Source organism: Paraburkholderia bannensis NBRC 103871, assembly GCF_000685015.1.
GTDB lineage: Bacteria > Pseudomonadota > Gammaproteobacteria > Burkholderiales > Burkholderiaceae > Paraburkholderia > Paraburkholderia bannensis.
The window spans coordinates 80,881-105,575 of record NZ_BAYA01000010.1; the positions used below are offsets into that span (position 1 = coordinate 80,881).

Annotated in this window: 22 protein-coding genes; 6 read left to right on the forward strand and 16 right to left on the reverse strand. The window is 63.4% G+C overall.

Features of this window, described 5'->3' with window-relative positions:
- Positions 1-73: 73 nt before the first annotated feature.
- On the reverse strand, positions 74-1,000 hold the full coding sequence (locus BBA01S_RS17485) for a LysR family transcriptional regulator (protein ID WP_245641512.1): 927 nt from the start codon (positions 998-1,000) through the stop codon (positions 74-76).
- A 61-nt stretch (positions 1,001-1,061) separates the two neighbouring features.
- Positions 1,062-2,297, reverse strand: a complete 1,236-nt coding sequence (locus tag BBA01S_RS17490; protein WP_027817595.1) for an MFS transporter — start codon at positions 2,295-2,297, stop codon at positions 1,062-1,064.
- 271 nt (positions 2,298-2,568) lie between these two features.
- On the opposite strand from BBA01S_RS17490, the gene BBA01S_RS41580 reads away from it, so the two are divergent.
- Together BBA01S_RS41580 and BBA01S_RS17500 are read left to right on the forward strand one after the other, a co-directional pair.
- Entirely contained in the window at positions 2,569-3,531 is a 963-nt protein-coding gene (locus BBA01S_RS41580; protein ID WP_084162240.1) for a phosphatase PAP2 family protein, read from the forward strand.
- 117 nt (positions 3,532-3,648) lie between these two features.
- Positions 3,649-4,431, forward strand: a complete 783-nt coding sequence (locus BBA01S_RS17500) for a substrate-binding domain-containing protein (RefSeq protein ID WP_027817596.1) — start codon at positions 3,649-3,651, stop codon at positions 4,429-4,431.
- A gap of 44 nt (positions 4,432-4,475) precedes the next feature.
- On the opposite strand, the gene BBA01S_RS17505 is transcribed toward BBA01S_RS17500, so the two are convergent.
- The 3 genes from BBA01S_RS17505 to BBA01S_RS17515 are packed head-to-tail and all read right to left on the reverse strand — an operon-like array spanning position 4,476 to position 7,405.
- A complete protein-coding gene (locus BBA01S_RS17505; RefSeq protein ID WP_027817597.1) occupies positions 4,476-5,000 on the reverse strand; it encodes an ureidoglycolate lyase in 525 nt (174 codons plus the stop codon).
- A gap of 13 nt (positions 5,001-5,013) precedes the next feature.
- Complete coding sequence (gene alc / locus BBA01S_RS17510; RefSeq protein ID WP_027817598.1) at positions 5,014-6,033, reverse strand: allantoicase; 1,020 nt, start codon at positions 6,031-6,033, stop codon at positions 5,014-5,016.
- A gap of 37 nt (positions 6,034-6,070) precedes the next feature.
- On the reverse strand, positions 6,071-7,405 hold the full coding sequence (locus BBA01S_RS17515; RefSeq protein WP_027817599.1) for a C4-dicarboxylate transporter DctA: 1,335 nt from the start codon (positions 7,403-7,405) through the stop codon (positions 6,071-6,073).
- 259 nt (positions 7,406-7,664) lie between these two features.
- Between BBA01S_RS17515 and BBA01S_RS17520 the strand changes: the two genes are divergently transcribed.
- Positions 7,665-8,375, forward strand: a complete 711-nt coding sequence (locus tag BBA01S_RS17520; RefSeq protein WP_027817600.1) for a FadR/GntR family transcriptional regulator — start codon at positions 7,665-7,667, stop codon at positions 8,373-8,375.
- A 20-nt stretch (positions 8,376-8,395) separates the two neighbouring features.
- On the opposite strand, the gene BBA01S_RS17525 is transcribed toward BBA01S_RS17520, so the two are convergent.
- The 3 genes from BBA01S_RS17525 to BBA01S_RS41585 are packed head-to-tail and all read right to left on the reverse strand — an operon-like array spanning position 8,396 to position 12,313.
- Positions 8,396-9,544 (reverse strand): branched-chain amino acid ABC transporter substrate-binding protein, encoded by a 1,149-nt coding sequence (locus BBA01S_RS17525; RefSeq protein ID WP_027817601.1) that lies wholly within the window; start codon positions 9,542-9,544, stop codon positions 8,396-8,398.
- A 46-nt stretch (positions 9,545-9,590) separates the two neighbouring features.
- Complete coding sequence (locus BBA01S_RS17530) at positions 9,591-10,823, reverse strand: NAD(P)/FAD-dependent oxidoreductase (RefSeq protein WP_027817602.1); 1,233 nt, start codon at positions 10,821-10,823, stop codon at positions 9,591-9,593.
- The gene (locus BBA01S_RS41585) at positions 10,823-12,313 is read right to left on the reverse strand and encodes an amino acid permease (RefSeq protein ID WP_407668321.1); all 1,491 of its coding nucleotides are present in this window, start codon (positions 12,311-12,313) and stop codon (positions 10,823-10,825) included. Before BBA01S_RS41585 ends, BBA01S_RS17530 begins: the two co-directional genes overlap by 1 nt.
- A gap of 231 nt (positions 12,314-12,544) precedes the next feature.
- Between BBA01S_RS41585 and BBA01S_RS17540 the strand changes: the two genes are divergently transcribed.
- A complete protein-coding gene (locus BBA01S_RS17540) occupies positions 12,545-13,969 on the forward strand; it encodes an aminotransferase-like domain-containing protein (RefSeq protein WP_027817603.1) in 1,425 nt (474 codons plus the stop codon).
- A 34-nt stretch (positions 13,970-14,003) separates the two neighbouring features.
- Here BBA01S_RS17540 and BBA01S_RS17545 read toward each other — a convergent pair whose 3' ends face one another.
- The 3 genes from BBA01S_RS17545 to BBA01S_RS17555 all read right to left on the reverse strand — a co-directional run bounded on the left by BBA01S_RS17545 (position 14,004) and on the right by BBA01S_RS17555 (position 17,404).
- The gene (locus BBA01S_RS17545; protein WP_042297452.1) at positions 14,004-14,744 is read right to left on the reverse strand and encodes a metallophosphoesterase; all 741 of its coding nucleotides are present in this window, start codon (positions 14,742-14,744) and stop codon (positions 14,004-14,006) included.
- Positions 14,745-15,006: 262 nt separating this feature from the next.
- Positions 15,007-16,563, reverse strand: coding sequence for an amino acid permease (locus tag BBA01S_RS41590; RefSeq protein WP_042297453.1), 1,557 nt, complete (start codon positions 16,561-16,563; stop codon positions 15,007-15,009).
- A 64-nt stretch (positions 16,564-16,627) separates the two neighbouring features.
- Entirely contained in the window at positions 16,628-17,404 is a 777-nt protein-coding gene (locus tag BBA01S_RS17555; RefSeq protein ID WP_027817605.1) for an SDR family NAD(P)-dependent oxidoreductase, read from the reverse strand.
- Positions 17,405-17,588: 184 nt separating this feature from the next.
- Here BBA01S_RS17555 and BBA01S_RS48455 point away from each other — a divergent pair, with 184 nt between their 5' ends.
- Together BBA01S_RS48455 and BBA01S_RS17570 are read left to right on the forward strand one after the other, a co-directional pair.
- Positions 17,589-18,572 (forward strand): helix-turn-helix domain-containing protein, encoded by a 984-nt coding sequence (locus BBA01S_RS48455; RefSeq protein ID WP_042297454.1) that lies wholly within the window; start codon positions 17,589-17,591, stop codon positions 18,570-18,572.
- A gap of 602 nt (positions 18,573-19,174) precedes the next feature.
- Positions 19,175-20,281: a polyamine ABC transporter substrate-binding protein gene (locus BBA01S_RS17570; protein WP_027817608.1), complete on the forward strand. Its 1,107-nt coding sequence runs from the start codon at positions 19,175-19,177 to the stop codon at positions 20,279-20,281.
- Positions 20,282-20,321: 40 nt separating this feature from the next.
- On the opposite strand, the gene BBA01S_RS17575 is transcribed toward BBA01S_RS17570, so the two are convergent.
- The 5 genes from BBA01S_RS17575 to BBA01S_RS17595 are packed head-to-tail and all read right to left on the reverse strand — an operon-like array spanning position 20,322 to position 24,679.
- Entirely contained in the window at positions 20,322-21,689 is a 1,368-nt protein-coding gene (locus BBA01S_RS17575) for a vWA domain-containing protein (protein ID WP_167336021.1), read from the reverse strand.
- Positions 21,690-21,718: 29 nt separating this feature from the next.
- The gene (locus BBA01S_RS17580; protein WP_027817610.1) at positions 21,719-22,156 is read right to left on the reverse strand and encodes a TadE family protein; all 438 of its coding nucleotides are present in this window, start codon (positions 22,154-22,156) and stop codon (positions 21,719-21,721) included.
- A gap of 32 nt (positions 22,157-22,188) precedes the next feature.
- Positions 22,189-22,629 carry a TadE/TadG family type IV pilus assembly protein gene (locus BBA01S_RS17585; RefSeq protein ID WP_042297455.1) on the reverse strand — a complete coding sequence of 147 codons (441 nt, stop codon included), beginning with the start codon at positions 22,627-22,629 and terminating at the stop codon, positions 22,189-22,191.
- 49 nt (positions 22,630-22,678) lie between these two features.
- The gene (locus BBA01S_RS17590; protein WP_027817612.1) at positions 22,679-23,650 is read right to left on the reverse strand and encodes a type II secretion system F family protein; all 972 of its coding nucleotides are present in this window, start codon (positions 23,648-23,650) and stop codon (positions 22,679-22,681) included.
- A gap of 51 nt (positions 23,651-23,701) precedes the next feature.
- The gene (locus BBA01S_RS17595; RefSeq protein ID WP_027817613.1) at positions 23,702-24,679 is read right to left on the reverse strand and encodes a type II secretion system F family protein; all 978 of its coding nucleotides are present in this window, start codon (positions 24,677-24,679) and stop codon (positions 23,702-23,704) included.
- Positions 24,680-24,695: the final 16 nt, after the last annotated feature.

A 24,695-nucleotide genomic window follows, 5' to 3' on the forward strand; every position in this document is an offset into this window, starting at 1 on the left:
CAGTCTTGCAGCAGTGCGCTCAATGTAGACGACGAGAAAAGCAGCGGCTAGTGACGAATATCGAAAGCTGAATTCACTTTTGGTCACCGCGCGCGGCGCACGCGAGTTCGGCGCCCAGACGTTCGATGAACGATTGCAGCAGCGGCGGCAAGGCGCGCCGTGCGAGCGTCTGGATTTCGACGGCACGCTCGCTGGTCGTCAGCTCCGGCACCGGCAGTGCAACCAGCTCGCCGGACGCCAGGCGCGGGCGCACGAACAGCTCGCCGCTGAACGTGACCGCGTCGCTCGCGAGCGTGAATCCAAGCAGCGTTTCAAGCGTCGCGCTGCTCAGCACGCTCTTGCACGCGACGCCTTCGCGGCTGCAATAAATGTCGATCAGCTTGTGCAGCGTCGAATGGACGCCCGGCAACGCCAGCGGATAGGCCAGCAGTTCGCGGAACGACACCTGCGCGGAGCGCGCCAGCGGATGCGAGGAAGCCACGATGGCGAAGATCGGCGATGGCGCGGAGAACGCCGTATGGATGTCTTTTTCCGGCCCGAAACTGAACGTGAGGCCAATGTCACATTCGGCTTCGCGCACGCGCTGCGTGACGCCCGCGGCCGTATCGACAACGACTTCAAACGATGCGGGCGCAACGTTCCGGCGAAAGTCCGCCATCGCGCGCGGCAGGAAAGTGGCCGCGAAGCCCTCGGTGCAGGCGATACGGATGGTGCGTTCGGCTTCGCCGCGCAGCGCGTCGATTTCCAGCGAGATCTGCTCGGCGTCGAGCTGCGAGCGGCGCGCATAGGCGGCGAGCATTTCGCCCGCCTTGCTCGGCACCATGCCGCGCGATTGCCGCACGAATAAAGGCGTGCCCAGTTCGCTTTCGAGCCGCGCGATCTGGCGGCTCACGGCGGAAGGCACCACGTTCAGGCGACTGGCGGCATCGGCGACGGAACCGGTGTTGACCACTTCAAGGAAGTAGCGGACAGCGGCTTCCTGAAGAATACGGGCGCTCATGATGGATCGATGTGAAGACGCGGAGTGCTCCATCATAGCGCCTGTTTATCCCGTCGAGCGCTCAGGCCCCCCCGGCCGCGCCCAGGCGCGCATCGGCTTCTGGCACGAGGCGGATCGACAGGCTGGTGATGAGTGCGAACACCGTGGCCACGATCAGGAAGCCAAACACGGCGTCATAATTGCCGGTCACCGAAACCAGCAGGCCGATGACCGCGGGCGCAACGAACCCCGCCACCTGCCCGCCGAAGTTGACCATGCCCGCGCCCGTGCCGATCAGCGTCTGCGGCAGGAACCTGGCCGGCAGCGCGAATACGCCTGCAAACACGAACGATTTGAAGAAGTAGACGATCGACTGATAGGCGATCACGCCGGTCACCGTTTGCGCCGTGTACATCTCGTAGAGGAAGAAACCCGAGATCGCACAGCACGCCGCCATCAGCCATTTCTCGCGGCCCTCGAACCAGCGTGTGAGGATCCAGCCGCCCAGCGCGGTCGAAATGCTCGCCGCCACGAACGGCAGCGGCGTGAGCATGCCAACGGCCTTGAGATCGAGGTGGCGCTCGGTGAGCAGGTATGCAGGCATCCACGCGTCGAGCCCCTTGTTGACGATGCCCATGCCGAACCACGTCAGCAGGATCTTCCACATCAGCGGCATCTTGAGGAGCGCGCGCGTGGCGGCCCCGTCGATACGCGCGCTGCGGCCCGTCGAATCGCGCTTCTGGTGCGTGTCCTTCACTGCGAACAGATAGAACAGCGCGAACACGAGACCGGCGCAGCCCGCCACGACAAACGCGTGCCGCCAGCCCAGCAGCAGGATCAGCGGCGCAATGGCGAGCGGCGCGACGAAGCTGCCGACGTAATTCGACGACATCAGCAGCGCGGACATCTTGGGGCGGTCGGCGCGCGCTACGGATTCGGTGACGCCCTTGACTGCCGCGCCGGGATAGCCGCCCTCGCCCAGCCCGAAGATAAAGCGAATCGCGATCAGCGACGCGAGCGACCAGGCGAGGCCCGTCATCAGCGTGAACAACGACCAGAACGCCACCGAAATCACGATGACCTTCTTGCTGCCCCAGCGATCGGCGATCCAGCCGCCGGGGATCTGCATCGCCGCGTAGCTGATATAGAACGTGCTCATGACGACGCCGAGCGCCGCCGAGCCCACGTGAAATTCCTTGCCGATGGCCACGAGCGACAACGCAATCGCCGAGCGATCGATGTACGAAATGCAGTAGCCGAGATAGAGCAGCGCGAATACCGCGAAGCTGGCGCGCCTGCTTTTATTGGGGTCGATCATGCTGAGCACCTGCCGATAGAGAAGTGATCGGGCCCGCGTCGGTTGTACCGAGCGCTCCCACTGCGACTAGTCGGATTGATCCTAAGTAGCCACAAAAGGGGCGACAAGTGACATATTCCGATGGCTGCGTTCGCGAAAAGTCATCGTTTCAGCGGTGCCACGCGGATTCGTTCGCGGCGAGTGCCTCGACATAAGCACCGGTATCGCCGACAATTTCAGCGCATTCCTCACACAGAATGCAGGATCCATAGAACAATCGAGGGCAGTTTCCATGCCGAAAGAGACACGGCAAATTTATGCCGCCACCTGGTTGGTCACGCTCGTGCTTTTTGTGATTGACCTCGTCTGGATGCGCGGCTCCAGACTGCACATCCAGACCGACAGCGCCATCCTGAGTGTGCGGACGATTGCCGTTATCGTGGCGATCACCGGTGTGTTCTGGGCCGTGTCGCGCAGACCGTTCAAGTTACCCGCCAGAAAACGGCTTTATGAGAACGTTGCGCAAGTCTTTATGTGGATCGCGGTTCTGGCGGTATTCACGCATGTCGGCATCGTCTTTCAGTATCTTTGCGTGACGACCGGCTTTCCACTGATCAGCGATGCGTTGATATCGGCTGACTCCGCGCCCGGCTTTCACTGGCTGGATACGTACCGCTGGGTGGGCGCACACCACTGGATTCGTGTCGCGCTCGAATTCGCCTATGCGTCCGGCAGTGTTCAGCTCTTCGCCGTTCCCATTGTTCTCGCCTTGACCGCGAATTCACGAGACTATGCGGAATTCGTCGTGCAGTTCATCGTAGCGACTACCCTGGTGGTCTTGATCGCCCTTGTCGCCCCGGCCGAAAGCGCATTCATCAAATTCGGCATTCGCGACCCGGGCACGGTCTCGACGGTTTCCGACTTTATGCTGCTACGCAATGGCAGCACCCGTGAACTGGTCTTTTCGTCGGCTCAGGGGCTGGTCTCGTTTCCCTCGCTTCATGCAATTCTGGCCCTGTGCCTGGCTTACGCCCTGCGCCATGTACGCGCCCTCTTCCTGGCAGGGATTGCGCTGAATGCCCTGATGATTCTTTCGACGCCAACGCAAGGCGGTCACTATCTTTCCGATGTGCTCTCGGGGCTGGCCGTCGGGATGGCCATCATCTATGGCGTGCGCAGAGTCTTCGCCGAAGCTAAGCGAAGCAAAGCGCTGCACCAGGACGTCGATCTGCTTACGCCATTGAATCCCGATTGATCCGATCGGTTCGCCGCTCTGTGGAGTTTGAGACTGCCGCAAAGCGCGCATGTTGATCGATAATCGTGAGCCGTCCATCCTTCGCCCGATAACGCCAGATAACGCAACCACTCGACCATGAAATCGCCCCTGCTCAAACTGATCGCGCTGGCCCTCGCCGCCAGCACCACGCTCGCCGCCCATGCTCACGCCGAGGAACTCCACGTTATGACCTCCGGCGGCTTCACGGCGGCTTACAGGCAGTTGGGGCCGAAGTTCGCCGCCGCGACCGGCAACACACTCGATACGACGCTCGGGCCGTCAATGGGCAAGTCGCCCGAAGCCATTCCTCAGCGGCTTGCGCGCGGCGAACCGGCGGATGTGGTCATCATGGTCGGCTATGCGCTCGACGACCTGATCCGCGACGGCAAGGTGCGTGCGGACTCGCGCGTCGAACTCGCGGATTCGCGCATCGGCATGGTGGTGCGTGACGGCGCGCCGAAGCCGGATATCGCATCGATCGATGGGCTCAAGCAAACCTTGCTCCATGCGAAGTCGATTGCGTATTCGGATAGCGCAAGCGGTGTCTATATCGAACGCGAGCTGTTCAAGCGGCTGGGCGTAGAGGAACAGGTCGCGCCTAAAGCGAAGATGGTGCCGCGCATTCCCGTTGCCTCCGTCGTGGCGAACGGCGAGTATGAAATCGGCTTTCAGCAGGTCAGCGAGTTGCTGCCGGTGAAGGGCGCTACGTTCGTCGGCAAGATTCCCGAGTCGGTGCAATCGGTCACGCGCTACGCCGCGGGCATTCCCGTGGGCGCGCAGCATCCCGAAGAAGCCAAAGCGTTGCTGAACTACCTGGCTTCTCCGGGCGCTCAAGCCGAAGTGCAGGCGACCGGGCTTGATTCGGTGCCGGCGCGCTGAGTACGCTAAGTGCATTAAGCCCAGGTGCGCCGGGGTAACACACCTCAGCGCGATTTTGCAGCCGGCTCCTGCAATTCCAGCGCGAGATCGAATTCGACCTCATCGCAATTCGGCTGCGAGCCGCCGCGATCGATCACGAGAAAGTCGCTCACGCGATCGAACGCCAGCAAAGGGTGATGCCAGACGCCCTTTGCATAATTGACGCCTTGGGTGCCGTCCACCCAGAACGCGCGCAGGCGCGCCGGGTCGAACTCGCCCGCTGGCGCCACCACCACCGCATAGCGTGTGTGCCCAAGCGGCACGAAGGCCTGGCTGCCGTGCGGGTGCCGCTCCATCATCGCAACCGCCACCGGCCACGTGCGTGGCTGCGCGCGAAACACGTTGACGAGCGGGCGGCCGCCCGCCTCGCACACGTCGATGGACGCGAGGTCGTGAAAGCGCTCGGTCGTGCCGCCGTTGATCGGAAAGTGGCGCGCACCGTCAAGCTCGATTACGTCGCCAAAAGGTGCGAACGCCTCGCGCGTGAGCGCCTCCAGCGGCAGGACAACGGGCGTGAGCGTGGTATCCATCGCCGTTCTCCGTTTACGCGAGTTCGCCCCACAGACGCAGACGCGACACGCCGCCGTCCGGATAGATATTGAAGCGCACATGCGTGACCGGCCCCAGCGCCGCGAGGCCGCTTTCGAAGATGTGCTGCTTGTCCATCTCCAGCTTCTGCTCGCCAAGCAGCACCGGCCAGAACATCGCCTGCGTGACGAGCGAATCGTCGGTGCCGCCCGTCACGGTCGCGGCTTGCAGCGAGCAGCGGTCGGGATAATTGCCCTTGAAGTGCGCCGTATCCACTTCGATCTTGTGGATGATGCCGGGACGCGCGAGCGCCACGATGGCCCAGTCGTTGCCCGGCTCGCGGCGGCGGCGCGTTTCCCAGCCGTCGCCCATGTTCACGCCGCGCCCCGGCATCAGCAGCGTCGACGCCATGCCGAAGTGCTGGTTGTTCGCGGCCACCAGGTAAGCACCGTTTTCGACTGCCGCGAGATCGACGAGACTACCCTTCTCCACGCGGCTCCAGTCACGTTTGGGCTGGCCGTAGACGCGCAGGCGCGCGAGGCCGCCATCGGGAAAGAGGTTGACGCGCAGGTGGGTGAACGCACGCGTGTCGCTCACTTCGATGTAGTGATGCTGGTTGCCTTGCAAGGTCGTTGCGGGGACAACCGTTTGCCAGTCGGCGTTTTCGGGCGGCGTGTCGTCGCTCGCGGTGTCGGCGTAGCACGCTTCAATCGAGGCCGCAGGCGGGAAGTTGCCGGTGAAGTGGCTCGTGTCGAGATCGACGCCGTAGATCACACCAGGGCGCGCAAGGCGCACGATGCAGTAGTCGTGGCCCGTCGTGCGCTTGCGGCGCGTTTCCCAGCCGTCCATCCACTTGCCGTGGTCGTCGTATTTGCCCGGGATAAAGACCGCGGCCTGCGGTTCCAGCATGCGTTCCTTGGGCGCGAAGAATTCATCGCTTGCGAGCAGCGCACGCGCGCCCAGGCGCGAATCTGCCAGGTTCATATAGCGGCGCGTGAAGGCCGGAGCGTTGGGATCGATCGTCGGAATAGCCATGATGTTCCAGTGTGAGATGGATGTTCAGGGGTTCGAATCAAGCGTGCGCGGGACTGCCGCCAAGCACGCCGTCATGTGCTGCGGCTTCTGCTTCGCCGCCCGGCACGTAGAGATAGCCTTCGTCGAAATTCAGCACGTGCGTGGCGCGCGCCCTGTCGATATCGCGTTCCCACACCGCAACCACCACCGTCGCGACGCAGTTGCCGATCAGGTTCGTCACGGCACGCGCGATGCCGACGAACCAGTCCACCGGCAGGATCAGCACGAGGCCCAGCACGGGAATCGCAGGAATGGCGGAAAGCGTCGCGGCCAGGATCACGATGGCCGAGCCAGGAATGCCGTGCGCGCCCTTCGACGTCACCAGCGAAACCAGCACGACCACGATCAGGTCATGCACCGAAAGCGGCGTGTTGGTCGCCTGCGCAATGAAGATCACGGCCAGCGTCAGGTAGATCGAGAAGCCGTCCAGGTTGAACGAATAGCCGGTCGGAATCACGAGGCCGACGGTCGAATCCTTCACGCCCATGAATTCGAGCTTGCGCATCACCTGCGGCAGCACGGCGTCCGACGATGCGGTGCCCAGCACGATCGACAGTTCCTCGCGCAGATAGCGGATCAGCTTGAAGACGTTGAATCCCGCAAGGCGCATCACCACGCCCAGCACCACCGCGACAAACACGATGCAGCTTGCGTAGAACACGATCACGAGCAGGCCAAGCTGCTTGAGCGACGCCACGCCATAAGTGCCGGTCGTGAAGGCGATCGCACCCAGCACGCCGAACGGCGCGAGCTTGATGATGAAGCCCATGACGCGGAAGAACACCTGCGCGAGTTCGTCGATGATGCTGTTCACGCGCTGCGCCTTCGGGCCGAGCAGGGACAGCGCGCTGCCGAACAGCACGGAAAACACGAGGATCTGCAGGATGTCGCCCTTCGCGAACGCGTCGAACGCGGTATCGGGAATGATCTTCAGCAGGAAGGCGGCGGTGTCCTTGAGGCTCTTGGCGTTCTCGGTGTAGGTCGCCAGCGACGCCGCATCGAGCGAATGCAGGTTCACGTTCATGCCCGCGCCAGGACGCGTGACATAGGCGAGCACCGCGCCGATCACGAGCGCGACGGTCGTCATCGCCTCGAAGTAAATCACCGACTTGAGCCCCACCCGGCCCACTTTCTTGAGGTCGCCCGCGTGCGCCATGCCGCTCACGACTACGCAAAACACGATCGGCCCGATCACCATCTTGATGAGCTTGAGAAAGCCGTCGCCTAGCGGGCGCAGCGACTGGGCGAAATGGGGAAATATCGCCCCGACGGCAATGCCTAAGACCAGCGCAATGACGACCCGGCCAAACAGCGAATTGAAGAACTTCGTCACGACTTTCTCCTTTGTCGATGGGATCTGCGCCCAGGCGCTTCATCCCGTCCCAAGCAAAGCCGGCGAGGGGCGGCTAACTGTTCGGACTGGTCTGACCAGTGTTGTTATAGCGGATAGTAGGAAGCCGATATAGTGGAGTCAAGGCGCCAAAAAACCGTGTTTACCCTTGTCGGGTCAGGCGGGAGGGTGCAAATGGGGCATGCAACAGCTTCTGGCGGACTACAATACCGGTCAGACCACGCGAGCGCCCCGCCATCCGATGAAGAACGTTCCGCACACCGTCACCGACGCCGCCATCGCCACGATCCGCGCCCGGATCGAAGACGGCCTGTATCCGGTCGGCAGCCTGCTGCCGGCCCAGCGCCAGCTTTCCGAGGAACTGGAGATCAGCCGCGCGTCGTTGCGCGAGGCGTTATCGACGCTGGAAGCGCTCGGCATGTTGACGATCCGCGCGGGCAAAGGCGTGTATGTGACGAGCGCCCAGGCCGCCAGTGCGCATCCGTGGCGCTTCGCCGACCAGACCTCGCTGCCCGACACGTACCAGATGCGCTTCGCGCTCGAAGGCTTTGCGGCGCGCATGGCGGCGCTTGCCATCGGCGATGCCGATATCGCGTGGTTCGAAGCGAATGTCGAGGCGCTGCACACGGCGCTCAGCAATGACGAGCTGGACGAAGCCTCACAGCTCGACTTCGATTTCCACATGCGGATTGTGAATCTCGCGGGCAATGCCGCGATCGAGTCGATCCTGCGCAGCAGCGCGGACATCATGAAGGAGAGCCAGCGCATGCCGTTTTATCGGCGCGAGCTGGTGTTGTCGACCTATCGGGAACACAGCGCCATCGTGGCGGCGCTCAAGACCCGCGATCCGGCGATCGCGGGTGAAGCGATCGAGGCGCATATCACGGCCGCCGCGCAGCGCGCGGGCGTGCATTTCCCCGTGCCCGCGCGTGCGGCCGTCGATCAGGAATGAGCCTTTAACAGGCGCTATCCTTAGCTGCCTGCGCCGCCCACGGTGCGCTGGCTTTTCCACTGCCCCTGCTGCACTTCGAACAGCGTATAAGGCGGCTTGACCAGGTCGCCATGCGGGTCGAAAGCAATCGCACCGGTCACGCCCGTCACCGTGACCTTCGGCAGGCTGGCGACGATCTTCGCGCGATCGAGCGAGTTCGCATTCTGCACGGCCTTGACCATCGCCAGCGCCGCGTCATAGGCGAACGGCGCATAGAGTTCGACGTCCTGATTGAATCGCGCCTTGTAGCGCTTCGCGAATGCCTGCGCCGAAGGCAGCTTGTCCAGCGCCGGGCCCGGCTCCAGGTCGCGCGTGCCCTCGCCCGCTGTGCCTGCCACCTGCAGGAACGCGTTGCTCTTGAGCGCGCCCGCACCAAAGAGCCGCGCCTGCAAGCCCAGCGAGCGCATCTGCTTGACGAGCAGCGCGCCTTGCTCGTCAAGGCCGCCGAAGAAAATCATGTCGACGTTCTTCTCCTTGAGCGAAGTGAGAATTGCGCGGAAATCGACGGCCTTGTCGTTGGTGAATTCGCGATCGACGATATTGCCGCCCGCTTCTTTCGCGCCTTTCTGGAACGCGTCGGCCAGCCCCTGACCGAAGGCGGTGCGATCGTCGATGATGCCGATGCGCTTCGCCTTCAACTGCTCGACCGCGAAGCGCCCCGCGATCACGCCGCCTATGCCGTCGTTGCCCATGGTGCGGAACACGTTGACGAAGCCCTGCTGCGTGAGCGCGGGATTGGTCGACCCGGGCGTGATCATCGCCACGTTCGCGTTGTGATAGACCGCCGACGCCGGGATGCTGCACCCCGAGTTGTAGTGGCCGATCACGCCCACGACGCCGTCATCGACGAGCTTCTGCGCGACCTGGATCGCCACGCGCGGATCGCCCTGATCGTCCTGCACGTCGAGCACATACTTGACCGGCTTGCCGTCGATCACGGGATGTTTCGCGTTTTCCTCGTCGAGCGCGAGTTGCGCACCATATTGCAAGTCCTTGCCGACCCGCGCCACCGGGCCGGTCAGCGGCCCGGCAAAGCCGATCTTGACGACTTCGGGCTCGGCGCCGTAGGACGGCACGCTCGCATAAAGCGCGCTGAGCGCCAGCGCGATGAGCAGGTTGCGGCGGTTCATGATGTTCGTCCTCTTCGGAAGACTACAGCGGTGGTTGAACGCGCCGTCAAAAGCGGCGCGGGTTATAAGGCGAAAGATCGAGCGGCGCGGTGCGGCCCGCCACGAGGTCGGCGACCACGCTGCCGGTGACGCCGCCCAGCGTCACACCCAAATGCTGATGGCCGAATGCGTAGAGCACATGCGGCGAGTTGCGCGACGTGCCGATCACCGGCAGGCCGTCAGGCAGGCTCGGGCGAAAGCCGAGCCAGTCGCTGTCCGGCTGCGGCAGTGCGGGCAGCGCCTCGCGCGCCGAGCGTGTGATCAGGTCGAGCAGGCCGTGGTTCCTGGGCGCGTCGAAGCCGCCCAGTTCGACCGTGCCCGCCGCGCGTATGCCGCCCGTCATCGGCGTCATGTAGAAGCCGCGTTCGGCCCAGCCGCAGGGGCGTGAAATCAGGTTCGACGTGTCGGGAAAGCGCACGTGATAGCCGCGTTCGGTATCGAGCGGCACCGCGTCGCCGCATTGGCGCGCAAGCGATCCCGAATGCGCGCCCGCGCAGACAACCGCGAATTGCGCATCGGTTGCGCCGCCCGCTTTGTCCACGAGGCGCACGCCGTTGCGCCCGGTTTCGAGCCGCTTGATGGCCGCCGGCACATGCGTGAGGCCACGACGCACGAGCGACGCGTGCAACGCTTGCAGGAAGCCGCGCGGATCGCTCAGATACCAGCTGCCGTCGAACAGCGTGCCGCGCGCGAAGATCGGCGCGAGCGCGGGTTCGAGCGCGCGGATCGCATCGCCTTCGAGCGTCTGGAAACGCACGCCAAGCGAGGCGCGCAGCGCGAGCGACGCTTTGGCTGCCTCGAACGACGCGGCGCTCGAATACAGATAGAGGCATTCGCGCTCACGCACGAAGGCATGCATCGCCGCATCGTCCAGCATCTCGCGATAGCCGTCGAAGGCGCGCGAAAGCAAGGCCGCCAGCGCCTGGGCGCTGGCCTCGTAGCGCCGTTGCGTCGCGCTCAGCAGGAAGCGCGCAAGCCAGGGCGCAAGCGTCGGCACATAACCCCAGCGGATGCGCAGCGGGCTCGTCGACGAAAAGAGGAAGTGCGGCAACTGGCGGAACACATCCGGATTGTTCACCGGGATGCACGCGTAGTTCGCGAACGTGCCCGCGTTGCCGTACGAGGCGCCCTCGCCCGGCCCCAGCGGATCGTGCAGCGTGACCTCGTGGCCGTCGCGCATGAGCCAGTACGCGCACGACAGCCCGACAAATCCCGCACCGATGACAGCGACTTCAGCCATTATTTTTTCCAGTTTGCAGCGGGTTCGCCGAATGGGCCGCGCTGCATGCCGCGCGCGTTGTCCACGGTTTCAGGTGCGCGCTGCTTGCGACTGCGCGCGATCCAGTACGCCATCGACACCACGGCGAGGCTGCCCAGGCTGGCGAGCAACTGGCTCGCGAGCGACCGGTCGAAGCCCATTGCGATCAGCACACCCGCAATCGCCGCGACGACCACCCACGACAGCCACGGAAAGCACCACATGCGCAGCGTGAGACGCTCGGGCGCTTGCGCCTCCAGGCGGCGGCGCAACACGATCTGCGCCAGCGCAATCGACAGATAGACGAACAGCATGATCGCGCCGGACGCGTTCACGAGATAGAGGAACACTCCCTGCGGCGACGCGATGGCCGCCACGATCGCGACATAGCCCACCACGCTGCTCGCCAGCACGGCAAGACGCGGCACGCGGCCAGGCGACAGCGTGAGCAGGCTGCGCGGCGCGTCGCCGCGCTCGGCAAGGCGGAACATGATGCGCGACGACACGTACAGCCCCGAATTGAGCGCCGACAGCACGGCCACGAGCACGACCGCGTTCATCATGTCGGCGGCGCCGGGAATGTGCATGGTTTCGAGCGCCGCGACGAACGGCGAATAACCGACCTTGATATGCGCCCACGGCACGATGCAGGCGATCACGAACATCGATCCGACATAGAACGTAATCACGCGCAGGATCACCGAACGCGTCATCGACGCGACGTTGCGGCCGGGATCGTCGGATTCGGCTGCGGCGATGGTCGCGATTTCCGCGCCGCCCACGGCAAAGATCACGGTGGGCACGCCCGCGAAAATCGACATCGCGCCGAACGGCATGAAGCCGCGGTCGCCCACGAGATTCGCGGCGGCGTGGTGCCAGCCGCCAAAGCCGCCTAACCAGCTCACGCCCACCACGATAAACACGATGATGGCCGCGACCTTGATCGACGCGAACCAGTACTCGAACTCGCCGTAGGACTTCACGGACAGCAGATTGATGGCCGTCATGATCGACAGCAGTACGAGGCCGATCAGCCACACGGGCGCCGGAATCCAGCGTTGCAGGATGGCCGCGCCCGCGACGGCCTCGACCGCCACGACGATCACCCAGAAGTACCAGTACAGCCAGCCGTTCGTGAAACCGGCCCAGTTACCCAGACCCAGGCGCGTGAATTCCGTGAACGAGCCGACGCCCGGATGCGACAGCGCCATTTCGCCCAGCATGCGCATGACGAACAGCACGACGATGCCGGCCAGCAGGTAGCTCAGGCACGCGGCCGGGCCCATTGCGCTGATGGTCGCGCTGCTGCCGACGAACAAGCCCGCGCCGATGATGCCGCCCAGCGAAATCATGGTGACGTGCCGCTTGCGCAGCGCATTGCCAAGATGGGCGGAAGGGGGATGGGATGGGTGATTTGCCACGGACAACTCCTCAGGTACAGTGCGTGTTGCGCCGGCATGCCGACCGAACAAAACCGTGGCTTCATACTCACACAATAAATTTTTGTGTGCAAATAAAATGTCTTTGTGTGGACACCAGGATTTGCCCTGGCGAGCGGCACTCGCCATCCGGAAAGTCTCATAAAAATCCTTGCCAAACAGCAGGATATCGAGTTACACATGAGGCAGAGAAGGAGTGAGCGGCCAGACGAAGAGATGCATGACCGACGAATGGCCGATTTTTTGTATGGAGTTATTAACTGAATGAAGCGCGAAGATAACCAGACAAAAAGCGATGAGCAACTCCAGACAAAAGGTCGGCAAGCCACCTATCTAGAGGTCTCGCGCAAGCTGGAGGAGCAGGTGCGCAACGGCCGCTACCCGCCGGGCAGCCGTCTGCCGCCGCAGCGCGACCTGGCGACCGAGCTGGGCATCAATGTCTCGACGGTCTCGCGCGCCTACAAGGAGTTGCAGGCGCGCGGGCTGATCGTCGCGAGCACGAAGCGCGGCTCGATCGTGACCGGCGGCGCCATGCCCGCGATCCAGGCGCCCGCCCAGCGCAGCGCCGCCGACGAGCCGCAGGCCAGCGGCGTGATCGATCTCACGGTGAACCGCCCCGCTACCGGCGAATTCCTCACGCAACTCGCGCGCACGATGGCGAACATCGCGCGCGATCCGCGCTTTGCGCAAACCCAGGAATATCAGCCGCCGCAAGGCCCCGACTGGGCGCGCGCGGCGGGTGCGCAATGGATCGCCGCGCCGGGCTTCGCGCCCGCGCCGGACAACCTCGTCGTGACGAGCGGCGCGCAGCATGGGCTCTATGCAGTGCTAAGCAGCCTGATGGGCCACGAGGGTGTAATTCTCTCGGATCAACTCACCTATTACGGTCTCAAGGCGCTCGCGCCGGTGTTCCAGTTCGAACTGGTCGGCATTCCCAGCGATGACGATGGCCTGCTGCCCGATCACCTGGAGGACGCGTGCCGCCGCATGCGTGTGAAAGCGATTTTCACGGTGCCGAATTTGCAGAACCCGAGCGTGGTCACAATGAGTCTTGAGCGGCGCGCCGCGCTGGTGGACATTGCGCGCCGCCATCACATCGCGATCATCGAAGACGACGTGTACGGGCCGCTGTTGCGCAAGCGTCTGCCGACCATCGCGAGCCTGTGTCCGGAGCTGACGTTCCACATTGCCTCGACGTCGAAAATTCTCGCGCCCGGCCTGCGTATCGGCTATCTGCTCACGCCGCCGCATGGCGCGGCGCTCGCGGCGGAAGCCGTGCGCACGACGGCATGGATGCCCGCGCCGCTTTCCACGCTGATCGTCACGCGCTGGATCGAGGACGGCACGGCGCAGACGATCCTGGAGGCGCAGCGCGAGGAATTGCAGGCGCGCCAGGCCCTCGCGCGCGAGCTGCTGCCGCCAGACCTGCTCAAGAGCGATCCCGCCTGCATGTTTGTGTGGCTGCGTGTGCCGGAGCCGTGGCGCTCCGATGACTTCGCCGCGAACGCGCTTGCGCGCGGCGTGAATACGATGCCGGCTTCGGCGTTTGCGGTGGATCGCTCGACCACCGAGCACGGCGTGCGCATCAACCTCGCCTGCGCGTCATCGCGCGAGCAGCTTGCGCGCGCGTTGCAGGTGCTCGCGCGCACGTTGCGCGACCGGCCGCGCGCGTTGTTTGGAACGATCTAGAAGGAAGAAAGGAAGCGAGGAAAGCGCCGCGCCGTCACGCACTATGCGTGACGCTCGACCAAAGCCGCCCGGTGGCCGGCTCGACCAGCGTGAGCTTGCCGCCGAGGCTGCACGCGCCCGTGTCGATGTACATATGCGCGCCGATCTGGCGAACTTCGCGCATCGTCGTGTGCCCGCAGTAGGTAATCGACAGGTCTTGCTGCGAAGGCGACACGCTAAACGCCAGGTCGCGTCCCCACAGCATGCGCCGACGCACGGCGGCCTCAAAGTGACCTGCGGCCAGTTGTTCGTCGTTGCCGCGAAATTCGGCGTGCAGGACGTTGAAGCGCGTGTCGCCTTCGCCCACGATGCGCACGAGCGGCAACGCAGTGAGCTTCGCCGCATAATCCGCGAGTTTTGCATCGGAAACCGATCGCGCCCAGTCGCCGCCCAGTTCGTACCAGCGATGACGCGGCAAGCGCCCATCGACGACGGCGCACAACGCTTCTTCGTGATTGCCCAGCACCGGATAAAACCAGTCGTGCTCCAGCAAGTCCAGCGCGCGTTCGCTCTGCTCGCCGCGATCGACCAGGTCGCCGACCGAAAACAGGCGATCGCGCTGCGGATCGAAGCCGACTTCAACCAGCAGCCGGTCGAATGCCGTCATGCAGCCATGAATGTCGCCGACCACGAAATCGCGGCCCTGCGCATTCGCAGCGTGACGCACCACCCCGGATTCTGCTGAATCCGGATACGCCGAAGCTTCGCGCGGCGCTCCCTGCTGGAGGGCGAGCATCCCGCGAAATCCCAGGCGTTTGAGTAGTGGTTGCTGATGACTGTTCGGGCCCATTCTCGTCTCTCGTCGACAATCGGCCCATCATATTTCAGGCGGCGGGGGAAAATGAGGGCGAACTTGTTATATATGTAACCAGTGGTAAGGACATGCAAGCATTTGGCTTACGGCCACCATGCGTCTACATTTCCAGGCTGGCGCTGCATCGTTGAACGACAATTAACATCAACAACGCAGCGCCATCGCCAGTTTTATCGCCCTCTTTTTAATTGCCTGATTCCACGCCGATTTCGCGTTCGGCAAGGCTCAACTGCTGCTCGCGTTCGCGCGACGATTGAGCGATCGGCGGGCCCGCAAAGCGATTGCGCACTCCACCCACGTACCAGATCGCAAGCAGCACGACCAGCAGGCCGCCAATCAGGTACAGCACTTTTTCGTTCGGCGGCTGAATGCCGACATAAGCGAGAATCAACGCGCCGACCACGGCGGCAATCGCAAACGGCTTCGACAGCTTGCCCAGCTGGAACGGCCCTTTCTCCGTCCACGTGCGACCTTCCGCGCGAATGCCCGCGGCGATCGGCATCGCGTACGAGACGAACAGGAACACTGCACTGCCCGCGCTGAGCACGGTGAAGGCGTCGCCGTAAAGCGTCGCGGCAATGGCGAGCACCGCCGACGTCCAGATCGCCGCGCCCGGCGTGCGATGCGCCGGATTGACCTTGCGAAGCCACTTCGATCCCGGCAGGCCGCCGTCACGTGCGAATGCAAACATCATGCGCGAGGTGGAAGTGACCGCCGCCAGTCCGCATGCGTAGTTGATAAAGAACATCAGCAATTCGATGGCGATGCGCAGCGGCGTCGGAATCGGCGCGAGGATCGCTTCGAAAAAGCCCGTGCCCTGCTTGACCGCAGCGCCCAGATCCGGCATCACCAGCACGAACGCACACACCATGACGTAACCAAACGTCGTCGACCAGAACACCGAACCGACAATGCCGCGCGGCACGTTGCGCGCAGCCTGATGCGTTTCTTCCGAGGTGTGCGCCGAGGCATCGAAGCCGGTGATCGTATAAGCGGTCAACAGCAGGCCGGAGAGGAACGCCATCGCCATCGTCTGCTTGGGCCACGCGCCGCCGTCGGTGCCGGTGAAGTTAGTGAACGTATAAAGACGCGAAAGATCGATCTTCACCGGCGAATAGGCGAGCAAGGACACCACCAGCACGACCGTCACGACGAAAATCAGGTAGCCGGACAGATCCGTGATCTTGCTCGTGATGCGAATGCCGCGATGGTTCAGGAAGGCCTGCGACGCGGTAATCAGCGTGAGAAAGATCGTCTGATCCCACCAGCCGAGCGACTCGGGCTTGACGCCGAACATCGGCGCAATCAGCGTGCGAAAGAACGGATCGTAGGTGCCGTAATTGATCGCCGCGACGACGAACACCAGGCCCAGCAGGTTCAGCCATGCGGTGAGCCAGCCCCACGTCTTGCCGCCCAGAATCGAGCCCCAGTGATAGAGACCGCCCGCGGTCGGATAGGACGAGGCAATCTGCGCCATCGCCGCCGCGACCACCAGCGCGAACAGCGAACCGAGCGGCCATCCCAGCCCGATCGATGCACCGCCTGCCGCCGAAAAACCCATCTGGAACGACGTAATGCCGCCGGACAGGATGCAGATCAGCGAGAACGAAACCGCGAAATTGGAGAATGCGCCCATGCGGCGCGAAAGCTCCTGCGCGTAGCCCATCTTGTGCAGCAACGAGACATCATGATCGGCATGGCCGGCCTGTTCGGCCGCTGGTTCGAGTGTATTCGCGTCCATATGACGTTCCTTCAAGCGAGGTGGTTGAAGCGTCGAACTCGTCATCCTTGTTCAGGATTCCGTATCACGCAGCCGTAAAGCAGTTGTCGACAAATAGATGGGCTCCGTTGATGAAGCTTGCGTCGTCGCTGGCGAGGAACAGGGCTGCCTGGGCGACCTCTTCCGGTTTGCACAGGCGCCCTTGCTGAAGCGACAGCGCGGCTTCGCTGGCGTCGAAGCCGTACTTCGCAAGCGCACTGATTTCGCGCTGCCCGTGCGGCGTGTTGATGAAGCCCGGGCACACGGCGTTGCAGCGTATGCCGCGGTCGCGATACTCCACGGCAATGGCGCGCGCGAACATCGCGCACGCGCCCTTGGTCGTGCAATAGAGCACTTCCAGCGGCGTGGCGGCCACCGAGGAAATCGACGCCGTGCACACGATCGAGCCCTGTCCCGCCGCGAGCATATGGGGCAAGACCGCGCGCGTCATCATGAACATGCTCTTTACGTTGACGTTCATGAGCCAGTCGTACTCCTCGTCGCTGGTCTCCAGGAACGGCTTCACGACGATGCTGCCCGCGTGATTGAACAAGGTGTCGATACGGCCAAAGCGCTCGACGACACCCGCCACCGCATCCTCCACGGCCGAGCGCTGCGCGACGTCCGCGACGAACAGTTCCGCCACGCCGCCTTCGGCGCGGATGCGCGCGACGACTTCCTCGCCCGCACCGCGGTTGATGTCGACAACGGCGACCTGCGCGCCTTCGCGCGCGAACAGGAGCGACGCCGCGCCGCCCGCGCCCGTTGCGCCGCCCGATACGATCGCGACCTTGCCTTCCAGCTTTCTTGCCCTTTCCGTCATGCCTGGCTCCTCTACGCGTTCACGGTATGCACAAGTTAGGTGCGCCAAAAAAGGGCAACTATCCAAATTTGGCAAAAAAATAAAATTGCCGTAAAAATCAGGAATCGCGCAGATCGACAGCCGTCTTGTTGCGATGCACGAACGAGAGGCGCACTGCCCGATCGCGGTTGTCCACGGAGACTCAATGGAAGCGCGCCACTGGCCAGACGAGGCCATACAGTTTCGAAGCTGCCGCAGCGTCGACGAACAGGCGGCGCTGCTCGACACATGGAACCAGAGCTATTGCCAGCTTTCGCGTGGCCCCTTTGACGGCTCGGTGACGTCGTTCATGGCGGGCGCCGTGAAAGTGCTGGTCGAGAAGCTCAATCGCACCGTCCATCAGCGCGGCCACGTCGACACGCGCAAGTTCGCCGTGGGCATTCCGTTTCATCTTGAGGGGCACTCGCTGCTCTCGGGCCAGGCGAGCCATCTTGAGGCCTTGCACGTTTTCTCCGGCAAGGACGGATTCGAATTTCTCTCGCCCGATCAGCACGTCTTCGTCAACCTGGAAATCGAGCCTGCCGCCGTGGCGGACGCGACGGCGCGCGCCCAGCTCGAATCGATCATCGCGCGCATCGGTGCGAAATCGGGCGTCGTGAACATCGACCCGACGCGGCTGGAACCCTTTCGGGAGGTGCTGAGAGTCTTGCTCGACAGCGTAGCGGGCGCGCCGCGCGTGCTCGCGAACCGCGATAGCGTCGCGTCCTTCGAGAAGTCCATCGTGTATGGGCTGGGCGAGGCGCTCGAACAATTCCCGCATGGCGCGCAGCACGAGCGCGGCGAGGCACGCATCGCGCGCAACTGGCAATTGGTGCGCAGCGTGCGCGATATCGTCGAAGGCTCGCCCGATTGCCCGCTGTCCGTCGCCGAGCTATGTGTGCGTATGCACGCAAGTCGCCGCACCTTGCAATACGCTTTCGAGGAGACCACCGGCATCAGCCCTCTGGCGTATATGCGCGCGGTGCGGCTCGCGGGCGTGCGCAAGGATCTCGTGCACGCCGCTTCCGTCACCGAGGTCGCGACGCGCTGGGGCTTCTGGCATTTCGGCAACTTCGCCTGCGAATATCGCGAGCAATTTGGCGAGCTGCCTAGCGAAACGTGGCGCAGGCATCGAAGCGAGACGTCGTGACGTTTGGCTTCCGCTGCGGTGAATCCCTGCTGTGGATCCCTGCTGTGGATCCCCATTGACACGGATATTGGCGCAGGTACCATGAAATCGCCGCTATAAAAGCGCTGTCTTTATCGGAGTGTTGCGCAGCGCGACCCAGTCGGCATTCCACAATCAGTCGCCCCAGATCATGAAATTTCGTGGCCCCTTGATACAGTACGATCGAGGACATGGCGGGTTTCTCGCCATGCGCAGCGCCATTTCTTCGGCCTCGTGCACTTCTGCCAGGCCCTGCTGTTATTTCTCGATCGATACCGTCCTCTCGATTCGCTCCGTGCGCCGCCACAACTCGGCCATGTCGTGCGATTTCATCGGCGTTCGCAAGGATGAAATCGCCTCCTTGCTGCCCAAGCCCTAGCCTGCTTCTTCCCCTTCCGATTCACAACGTGCTGCGTATCGCCGGCCTTTAACCGGTACGCGGCGGCCCGCTCTCGTCCGTTGCGCCCGCATGCTTTCGCGCGCAACACGACGACAGCGGCGAACCGGTACGCCTCGTCTGTTGCAACAGACGCCGGGCGCGGGAACGCACATGCCGTCCCCGCTCAAACTCCACAGGAAGCAGGATGAAACTTCGCCAGAGCATTCACCACGTCGCGGCCTTTTCAGTCGTTTCAGCCATCATGGCGCAGACCGCTTTTGCACAAGACGACCAGCTCAACGTCTATAACTGGTCGGATTACATTGCCCACGACACCATCCCCACGTTCGAGAAGCAGACCGGCATCAAGGTGCGCTACGACAGCTACGATAGCGACGACACCTTGCAGGCCAAGCTGCTTTCGGGCAGTTCCGGTTACGACGTGGTCGTGCCGTCCTCGGCGTATATGGCGCGGCAGATCGAAGCGGGCGTCTATCGCAAGCTCGACAAGTCGCAGTTGCCGAATCTCGCGAACCTCGATCCTCACCTCATGAAACTGGTGAGCGACGCCGACCCCGGCAATCAATACGGTGTGCCATGGGCATGGGGCACGGACGGCATTGCCTATAACACGCAGGAGGTCAAGAAGGCGCTTGGCGGCGCGCTGCCGCCCGATTCGTGGGCGCTGGTGTTCGACCCGGACAATCTCGCGAAGCTCAAGAGTTGCGGCGTGTCGTTTCTCGATTCGGCGTCCGATGTATTTCCCGCCGTGCTGCAATACCTGCACCGCAATCCCAACAGCACGAATCCCGCCGACTATATGGCCGCCTACGACGTCCTGAAGAAAGTGCGGCCCTATATCACGCAGTTCAATTCGTCGGGTTACATCAACGATCTCGCGAACAACGACATGTGCGTGGCGGTCGCATACTCGGGCGACGCGGGCATTGCGCGACGCCGTGCCCTGGAAGCGAAACGCAGCTACCAGATCGGGTTCGTGAACCCACAGGAAGGCGGTCTCGTGTGGTTCGACATGATGGCCATTCCAAAAGACGCGCCGCATCCGGAAGCCGCGCTCAAATGGATCAATTACATCGAAGACCCGAAGACGAGCGCGGCCATTACCAACGAAGTGTTCTATCCAACCGCGAACCGTGCGTCGATGCCGCTCGTGCAGGCGTCGATCGCGAAAGACCCGGTCACCTTTCCCGCCGACGAGGTGCTCGACAAGATGACGGTCATGCGTCCGCAACCGCCTGCCATCATGCGCCTGCAAAATCGCTTGTGGGCGCAACTTAAATCGGGCACCTGATCCACGAGTCGCGCTTCGTTCCTGCCGGACGCCCAGGCCATCACGTGGCGCTCGGCGGAATGAGGCGCGCCTTCGTCAAGCTGTACGCGATGCCGGCGAAAATCTGGTTCAGGCTTTGCGTACTGCTCGCGTTCGTGCAGGTATCCGAATAGAAATCGGCCTGGTTGCTCGCTATCGACTGCATGGTGCCACAGGCCGTCAGCGTGTCGGCGCCGTCGGCGCATGACGGCGCGCTTGCGCCTTCGCCGCCCAGGTAGGCCACGGTGTAGATGGTCGTGCCGCTGCTTTTGGCCGTCGCCGCCGTATTGATCGCGGCCTGGCATTCGCTGCCATACACGTACTTCGATCCGCCCGATTGGCCGAAGACGTTGCCAAGTTGCGTCGTGCTGGCCGTCGCGATGCCGTCGCTCAGCAGCACGATCGCGTTCTTGCCCGCCGGATTCTGGCTCTGCGAAAAACTCGTGAGCGCCGCGTTGGCCGAGGCGATCGCCTGCGCGTAGAAGGTGCCCAGGCCACCCGGCGCGCTGATGCCGCCGCACTTGCTGCTCGCTCCGCCCAATGCCTGTACGACACCCGAACTCGTGCTCAACACTCCGCCACTGAGATAGCCGCCACCCAGTGGCGAAATCTGATAGGTGGCATTCGATCCGGAAGCGCCCACGGCCGAATAGCCGTTCTGGCCGGTGGAGACCACGCCCGGTTCAGTCGACGAGCATGAAAAGCTATAGCCGGACGACGAAGGACTGATCGGCGGAAACACCATCAAGCCGACGTTGTCTCCCGCAAGCGACAGTCCGGTCAGCAGCTGCAATGCGCCTGCCTCGGCGCAGGCGAGGCGGGTGAGCGCCACGCCGCTCGAATTCTTGCAGTTGCTGTCGGTCGTCGTCGCCATCGACCGTGTCGTGTCCAGCACGATCATGACGTTGTACGGCGTGGCACCAAAGCCCGCGCCCGCTTTCGACGTCGCGGAAATCGTCTTTGCATTGATGCCGAAGATGCGCGCGAAGAACAGCGGAACGCTCGCCTGCTGCGTGACCTGGATGCCGTTATAGGTCGATACCGCCTGCGATGCCGGCAGCGGTACGCTGGCTGTGCTCAGCGCAAGGCCCTGAACCGTCGTGCTCGTGACCGTCACGCCGTTGGGCAGCGTATTGATGCCCTGCCCGGCCGCGTAGGCCTTCGCGTCCGCGAATGCCGTCGCCGATGCGCTCTTCCACAGATCCATCGCTCCCGCCATGGCAGCGGCGTCGGTGCCCGCCTGCAAGCGGCGCTGACTGAATGCGATGTAACCAATGTCGATCGATAGCGCGGCAAAGCCCAGCAACACGATCAATGACAGCGCAACCATCACTGATACGGCGCCGCGCTGCCTGGCGCGTCGCGAACGGCGACCTGAATATCTGCTCATGATGTCCCCCGACATGGATTACTTATGGTTCACTGCACGCGCGCGACAGCGGTCGTCGTCAGCGTGGACGGCATGGCCGCAATGCCGAATATCGCGCCGCGCAACAGCGGCGTGAATGCGTATGCGACCGTGACCGCGGCTGCCTGCCCTGTCCCGTTGGTCAACGCCGTCGCGCATGACGTATCGCTGTTGCACTGCGTGCCGTTGACGGACGTCGTGAGCGTGAGGTTCTGCGACTTGAGCCACGACGATGACGACGTCATCTGCGTCTGTGTCGAACTGTAGGGCGTGGCCGCGCCGCGCTGGAACGCGAAATTCTGTGCAGCCGCCGACGCCGCGCTGGCCACCATCACGGAATACCCAAGCAACCAGCCTAACTGGGCGATGCCAAGCGCAATGGTGATCAGCACCGGGGCGGCAAGGGCCAGTTCGACAGCCACGATGCCTTTTTCGCGTTTGCGTTGCATGACACTCCCCCGCTTGTAACTGGCCCGGTGGTTCATTGCACGGCCACCGATGCGTTCGCGCTCATGGTCGACGGCATGAGCGAGCCAAGACCCAAAAGCGAGCCGCGGAACGGTGCCGCGAATTGATAGCTGATCGATACGCTCGCCAACGTTCCCGCCGCCGGCGGCTGGCTGAGCGTGCCCAGCGCCGTCGCGCAGGTGGCGTCCCCCGTTTTCCCGCTACAGGTCGTCGTCGCGCCCGACGACACGACGGCGATGGTCACGCTCTGCGCGCCGGACAGGCTGCCCGTCGCGGACTGTACCGCGCCCGAGGTATCCGTATAGGGCGTCGCAAAGCCCCGCTCCGACGCCAACAGCCGCGCCCCCGCCGAAGCCGCACTATTCAGTACGACGTAGTTGCTCATCCACCAGCCCACCTGGACGATGGAAAACATCATGAATAGCAGCACGGGCAACCCCAGGGCAAATTCCACGATTGCCGTTCCTCGTTGACGTTTCGCATTCATTTCGTGCTCCCCGGTGTCAACCGCCTGCGCCCACGCTCGGCAGCAACGAGCGATAAATGTTGATGCACGCCGGCCCCGCGAGCACCACCATCAGCGCCGGGAAGACGCAGAACAGCAGCGGCATCATCAGTTTCAGCGAGATCTTCGCGGCCTGCTCCTCGGCCCGCATGCGCCGGCGCGTGCGCAGCGTATCGGAGAGCACGCGCAGCGACGCGCCAATGCCCGTGCCGAACCGGTCTGCCTGGATCAGCAGGGTGCTGAATGCTTCGATATCCTCGACGCCCGTGCGAAGCGAAAAATTGCGCAACGCCGTGGCCTTAGCGAATCCCGAACGCAACTCCAGCAGCATCAGTTCGAGTTCGCTCGCGACCAGCGGACTGCCTAGCTGGATCTCCTTCGCGACTCTCATCAGCGCGGCGTCGAGCCCAAGACCGGCTTCGACGCAGACCGTCAGCAGGTCGAGCGCGTCTGGAAAATCCTCGAAAATCGTACGTTGCCGGGTTGCGACGCGTCGCGCCAATACGAGGTTCGGCAAATAGAAGCCGAACGATGCGAGCGCAACGAGAATCATCCAGAAGACCGTGGTGCTGGTCTCGATCCTGGTGCCGATGAGCCACACGAGCGCGGGCAGCGGAAACAGGAGCGCGAGCGCGGTCTTGGCGGCGAAGAAAATCGCCACGGCATGCGGCGTGCGCCAGCCCGCATTGACGAGTTTCAGGCGCACGACCGAGCCCTCCCAACCCTCCTTCGGGAGCGCCAGCTTCGAGATGGGCTGCGAGATTTCGGCAATCGTTTCAAGCCACTTGTTCCCTTCCTCGCCTGCGGCCTGAGCGTTCTCAGCGGACGGATTCAGCGGCGAACCAAACTGTTCGATGCGGCGGCGTCCGTGTTTCGACGAAAACATCTGCATCGACGCCAGCACGACGAGAAAGACCACGGCGAACACGCCGGTAATCATCGCAATCTGGGTCATATTCAAGGCTTGCATGTTGTCTCCCTGCCTGTCCGGTTCTTCCGTTTCATCCGGTTCGCCATGCCTTCACACGCGCAACGCCACGACGCGCGACATCCATATCACGCCCACGACGATGCCCGAGAGCGCCATGCCGATCATCTTCAGGCCCACCGGATCCTGCCAGAGCACCTGCATGAAGTCGGGATTCAGGAACATCATCGCCGTGCCGACGAGGAACGGCATCAGGCCGAGTATCCACGCGGAGAGACGGCCTTCGGCGGAAAGCACCCGCACCTTGTCGAACAGCTTGAAACGCTCGCGGATCAGCACGGTGATGCCGTCGAGCACTTCCGCGAGATTGCCGCCGGTCTCGCGCTGGATCAGCACGGCGATCACGAAATAGCGCAGATCGCGAATCGGCACGCGCGTGGCGAGGTTCGCCAGCGCCTCGTTCAGCGAGACGCCGTAGTTGATCTCGTCGAAGGTGGCGCGAAATTCGCCGCCCATCGGTTCGGCAAACTCGGTGCCGACCATATCGATCGCGACGCTGAAGGCGTGCCCCGAGCGCAGCGAACGCGCGAGCATGTCACACGCTTCGGGCAACTGGCGTTCGAGACTACGCAGTCGCTTCGCGCGCTTGCGGCGCACGTAAAGCAGCGGCAACGCCCCGGAAAGCAGCGAAAACAGCGCAACCACCGGCAACGGTGCAGGCGAAAGCATCGCAAACGCGAACGTGAACGGCGGGACGACGGCACAGGTCATGAGCAGGCGCGCCACCGACCACCGCATGCCGGCCTGCTGCAGGAAGCGGTCGATACCCTGCACGCGCGGCAGCATCATCAATGCACGTTCGAGTGGTGTCGCGTCGCTGAGCAAACGCTGCTTCAGGATCGACAGTCGCTCGCTGCTGACGTGACCGCCCGCCGAAATCGTGCGAATGCGCGACTCGACGCGACGCGCGACGGGGCCGTGGTTGCTGTTCCACCAGATATACGCGCCCTCCATCGCCAATACCACGGCGACGAACAGCAGGATGGCGGTCGCATAGAAGATCGGACTCATGCTGGTCTCCGGTCAC

Excerpts from the sequence above, each read along its gene's own strand:
- BBA01S_RS17485 (WP_245641512.1), bottom strand. The coding sequence starts at position 1,000 with ATGAGCGCCCGTATTCTTCAGGAAGCCGCTGTCCGCTACTTCCTTGAA.
- BBA01S_RS17490 (WP_027817595.1), bottom strand. The coding sequence starts at position 2,297 with ATGATCGACCCCAATAAAAGCAGGCGCGCCAGCTTCGCGGTATTCGCG.
- BBA01S_RS41580 (WP_084162240.1), top strand. The coding sequence starts at position 2,569 with ATGCCGAAAGAGACACGGCAAATTTATGCCGCCACCTGGTTGGTCACG.
- BBA01S_RS17500 (WP_027817596.1), top strand. The coding sequence starts at position 3,649 with ATGAAATCGCCCCTGCTCAAACTGATCGCGCTGGCCCTCGCCGCCAGC.
- BBA01S_RS17505 (WP_027817597.1), bottom strand. The coding sequence starts at position 5,000 with ATGGATACCACGCTCACGCCCGTTGTCCTGCCGCTGGAGGCGCTCACG.
- alc (WP_027817598.1), bottom strand. The coding sequence starts at position 6,033 with ATGGCTATTCCGACGATCGATCCCAACGCTCCGGCCTTCACGCGCCGC.
- BBA01S_RS17520 (WP_027817600.1), top strand. The coding sequence starts at position 7,665 with ATGAAGAACGTTCCGCACACCGTCACCGACGCCGCCATCGCCACGATC.
- BBA01S_RS17525 (WP_027817601.1), bottom strand. The coding sequence starts at position 9,544 with ATGAACCGCCGCAACCTGCTCATCGCGCTGGCGCTCAGCGCGCTTTAT.
- BBA01S_RS17530 (WP_027817602.1), bottom strand. The coding sequence starts at position 10,823 with ATGGCTGAAGTCGCTGTCATCGGTGCGGGATTTGTCGGGCTGTCGTGC.
- BBA01S_RS17540 (WP_027817603.1), top strand. The coding sequence starts at position 12,545 with ATGAAGCGCGAAGATAACCAGACAAAAAGCGATGAGCAACTCCAGACA.
- BBA01S_RS17545 (WP_042297452.1), bottom strand. The coding sequence starts at position 14,744 with ATGCTCGCCCTCCAGCAGGGAGCGCCGCGCGAAGCTTCGGCGTATCCG.
- BBA01S_RS41590 (WP_042297453.1), bottom strand. The coding sequence starts at position 16,563 with ATGGACGCGAATACACTCGAACCAGCGGCCGAACAGGCCGGCCATGCC.
- BBA01S_RS17555 (WP_027817605.1), bottom strand. The coding sequence starts at position 17,404 with ATGACGGAAAGGGCAAGAAAGCTGGAAGGCAAGGTCGCGATCGTATCG.
- BBA01S_RS48455 (WP_042297454.1), top strand. The coding sequence starts at position 17,589 with ATGGAAGCGCGCCACTGGCCAGACGAGGCCATACAGTTTCGAAGCTGC.
- BBA01S_RS17570 (WP_027817608.1), top strand. The coding sequence starts at position 19,175 with ATGAAACTTCGCCAGAGCATTCACCACGTCGCGGCCTTTTCAGTCGTT.
- BBA01S_RS17575 (WP_167336021.1), bottom strand. The coding sequence starts at position 21,689 with ATGAGCAGATATTCAGGTCGCCGTTCGCGACGCGCCAGGCAGCGCGGC.
- BBA01S_RS17580 (WP_027817610.1), bottom strand. The coding sequence starts at position 22,156 with ATGCAACGCAAACGCGAAAAAGGCATCGTGGCTGTCGAACTGGCCCTT.
- BBA01S_RS17590 (WP_027817612.1), bottom strand. The coding sequence starts at position 23,650 with ATGCAAGCCTTGAATATGACCCAGATTGCGATGATTACCGGCGTGTTC.
- BBA01S_RS17595 (WP_027817613.1), bottom strand. The coding sequence starts at position 24,679 with ATGAGTCCGATCTTCTATGCGACCGCCATCCTGCTGTTCGTCGCCGTG.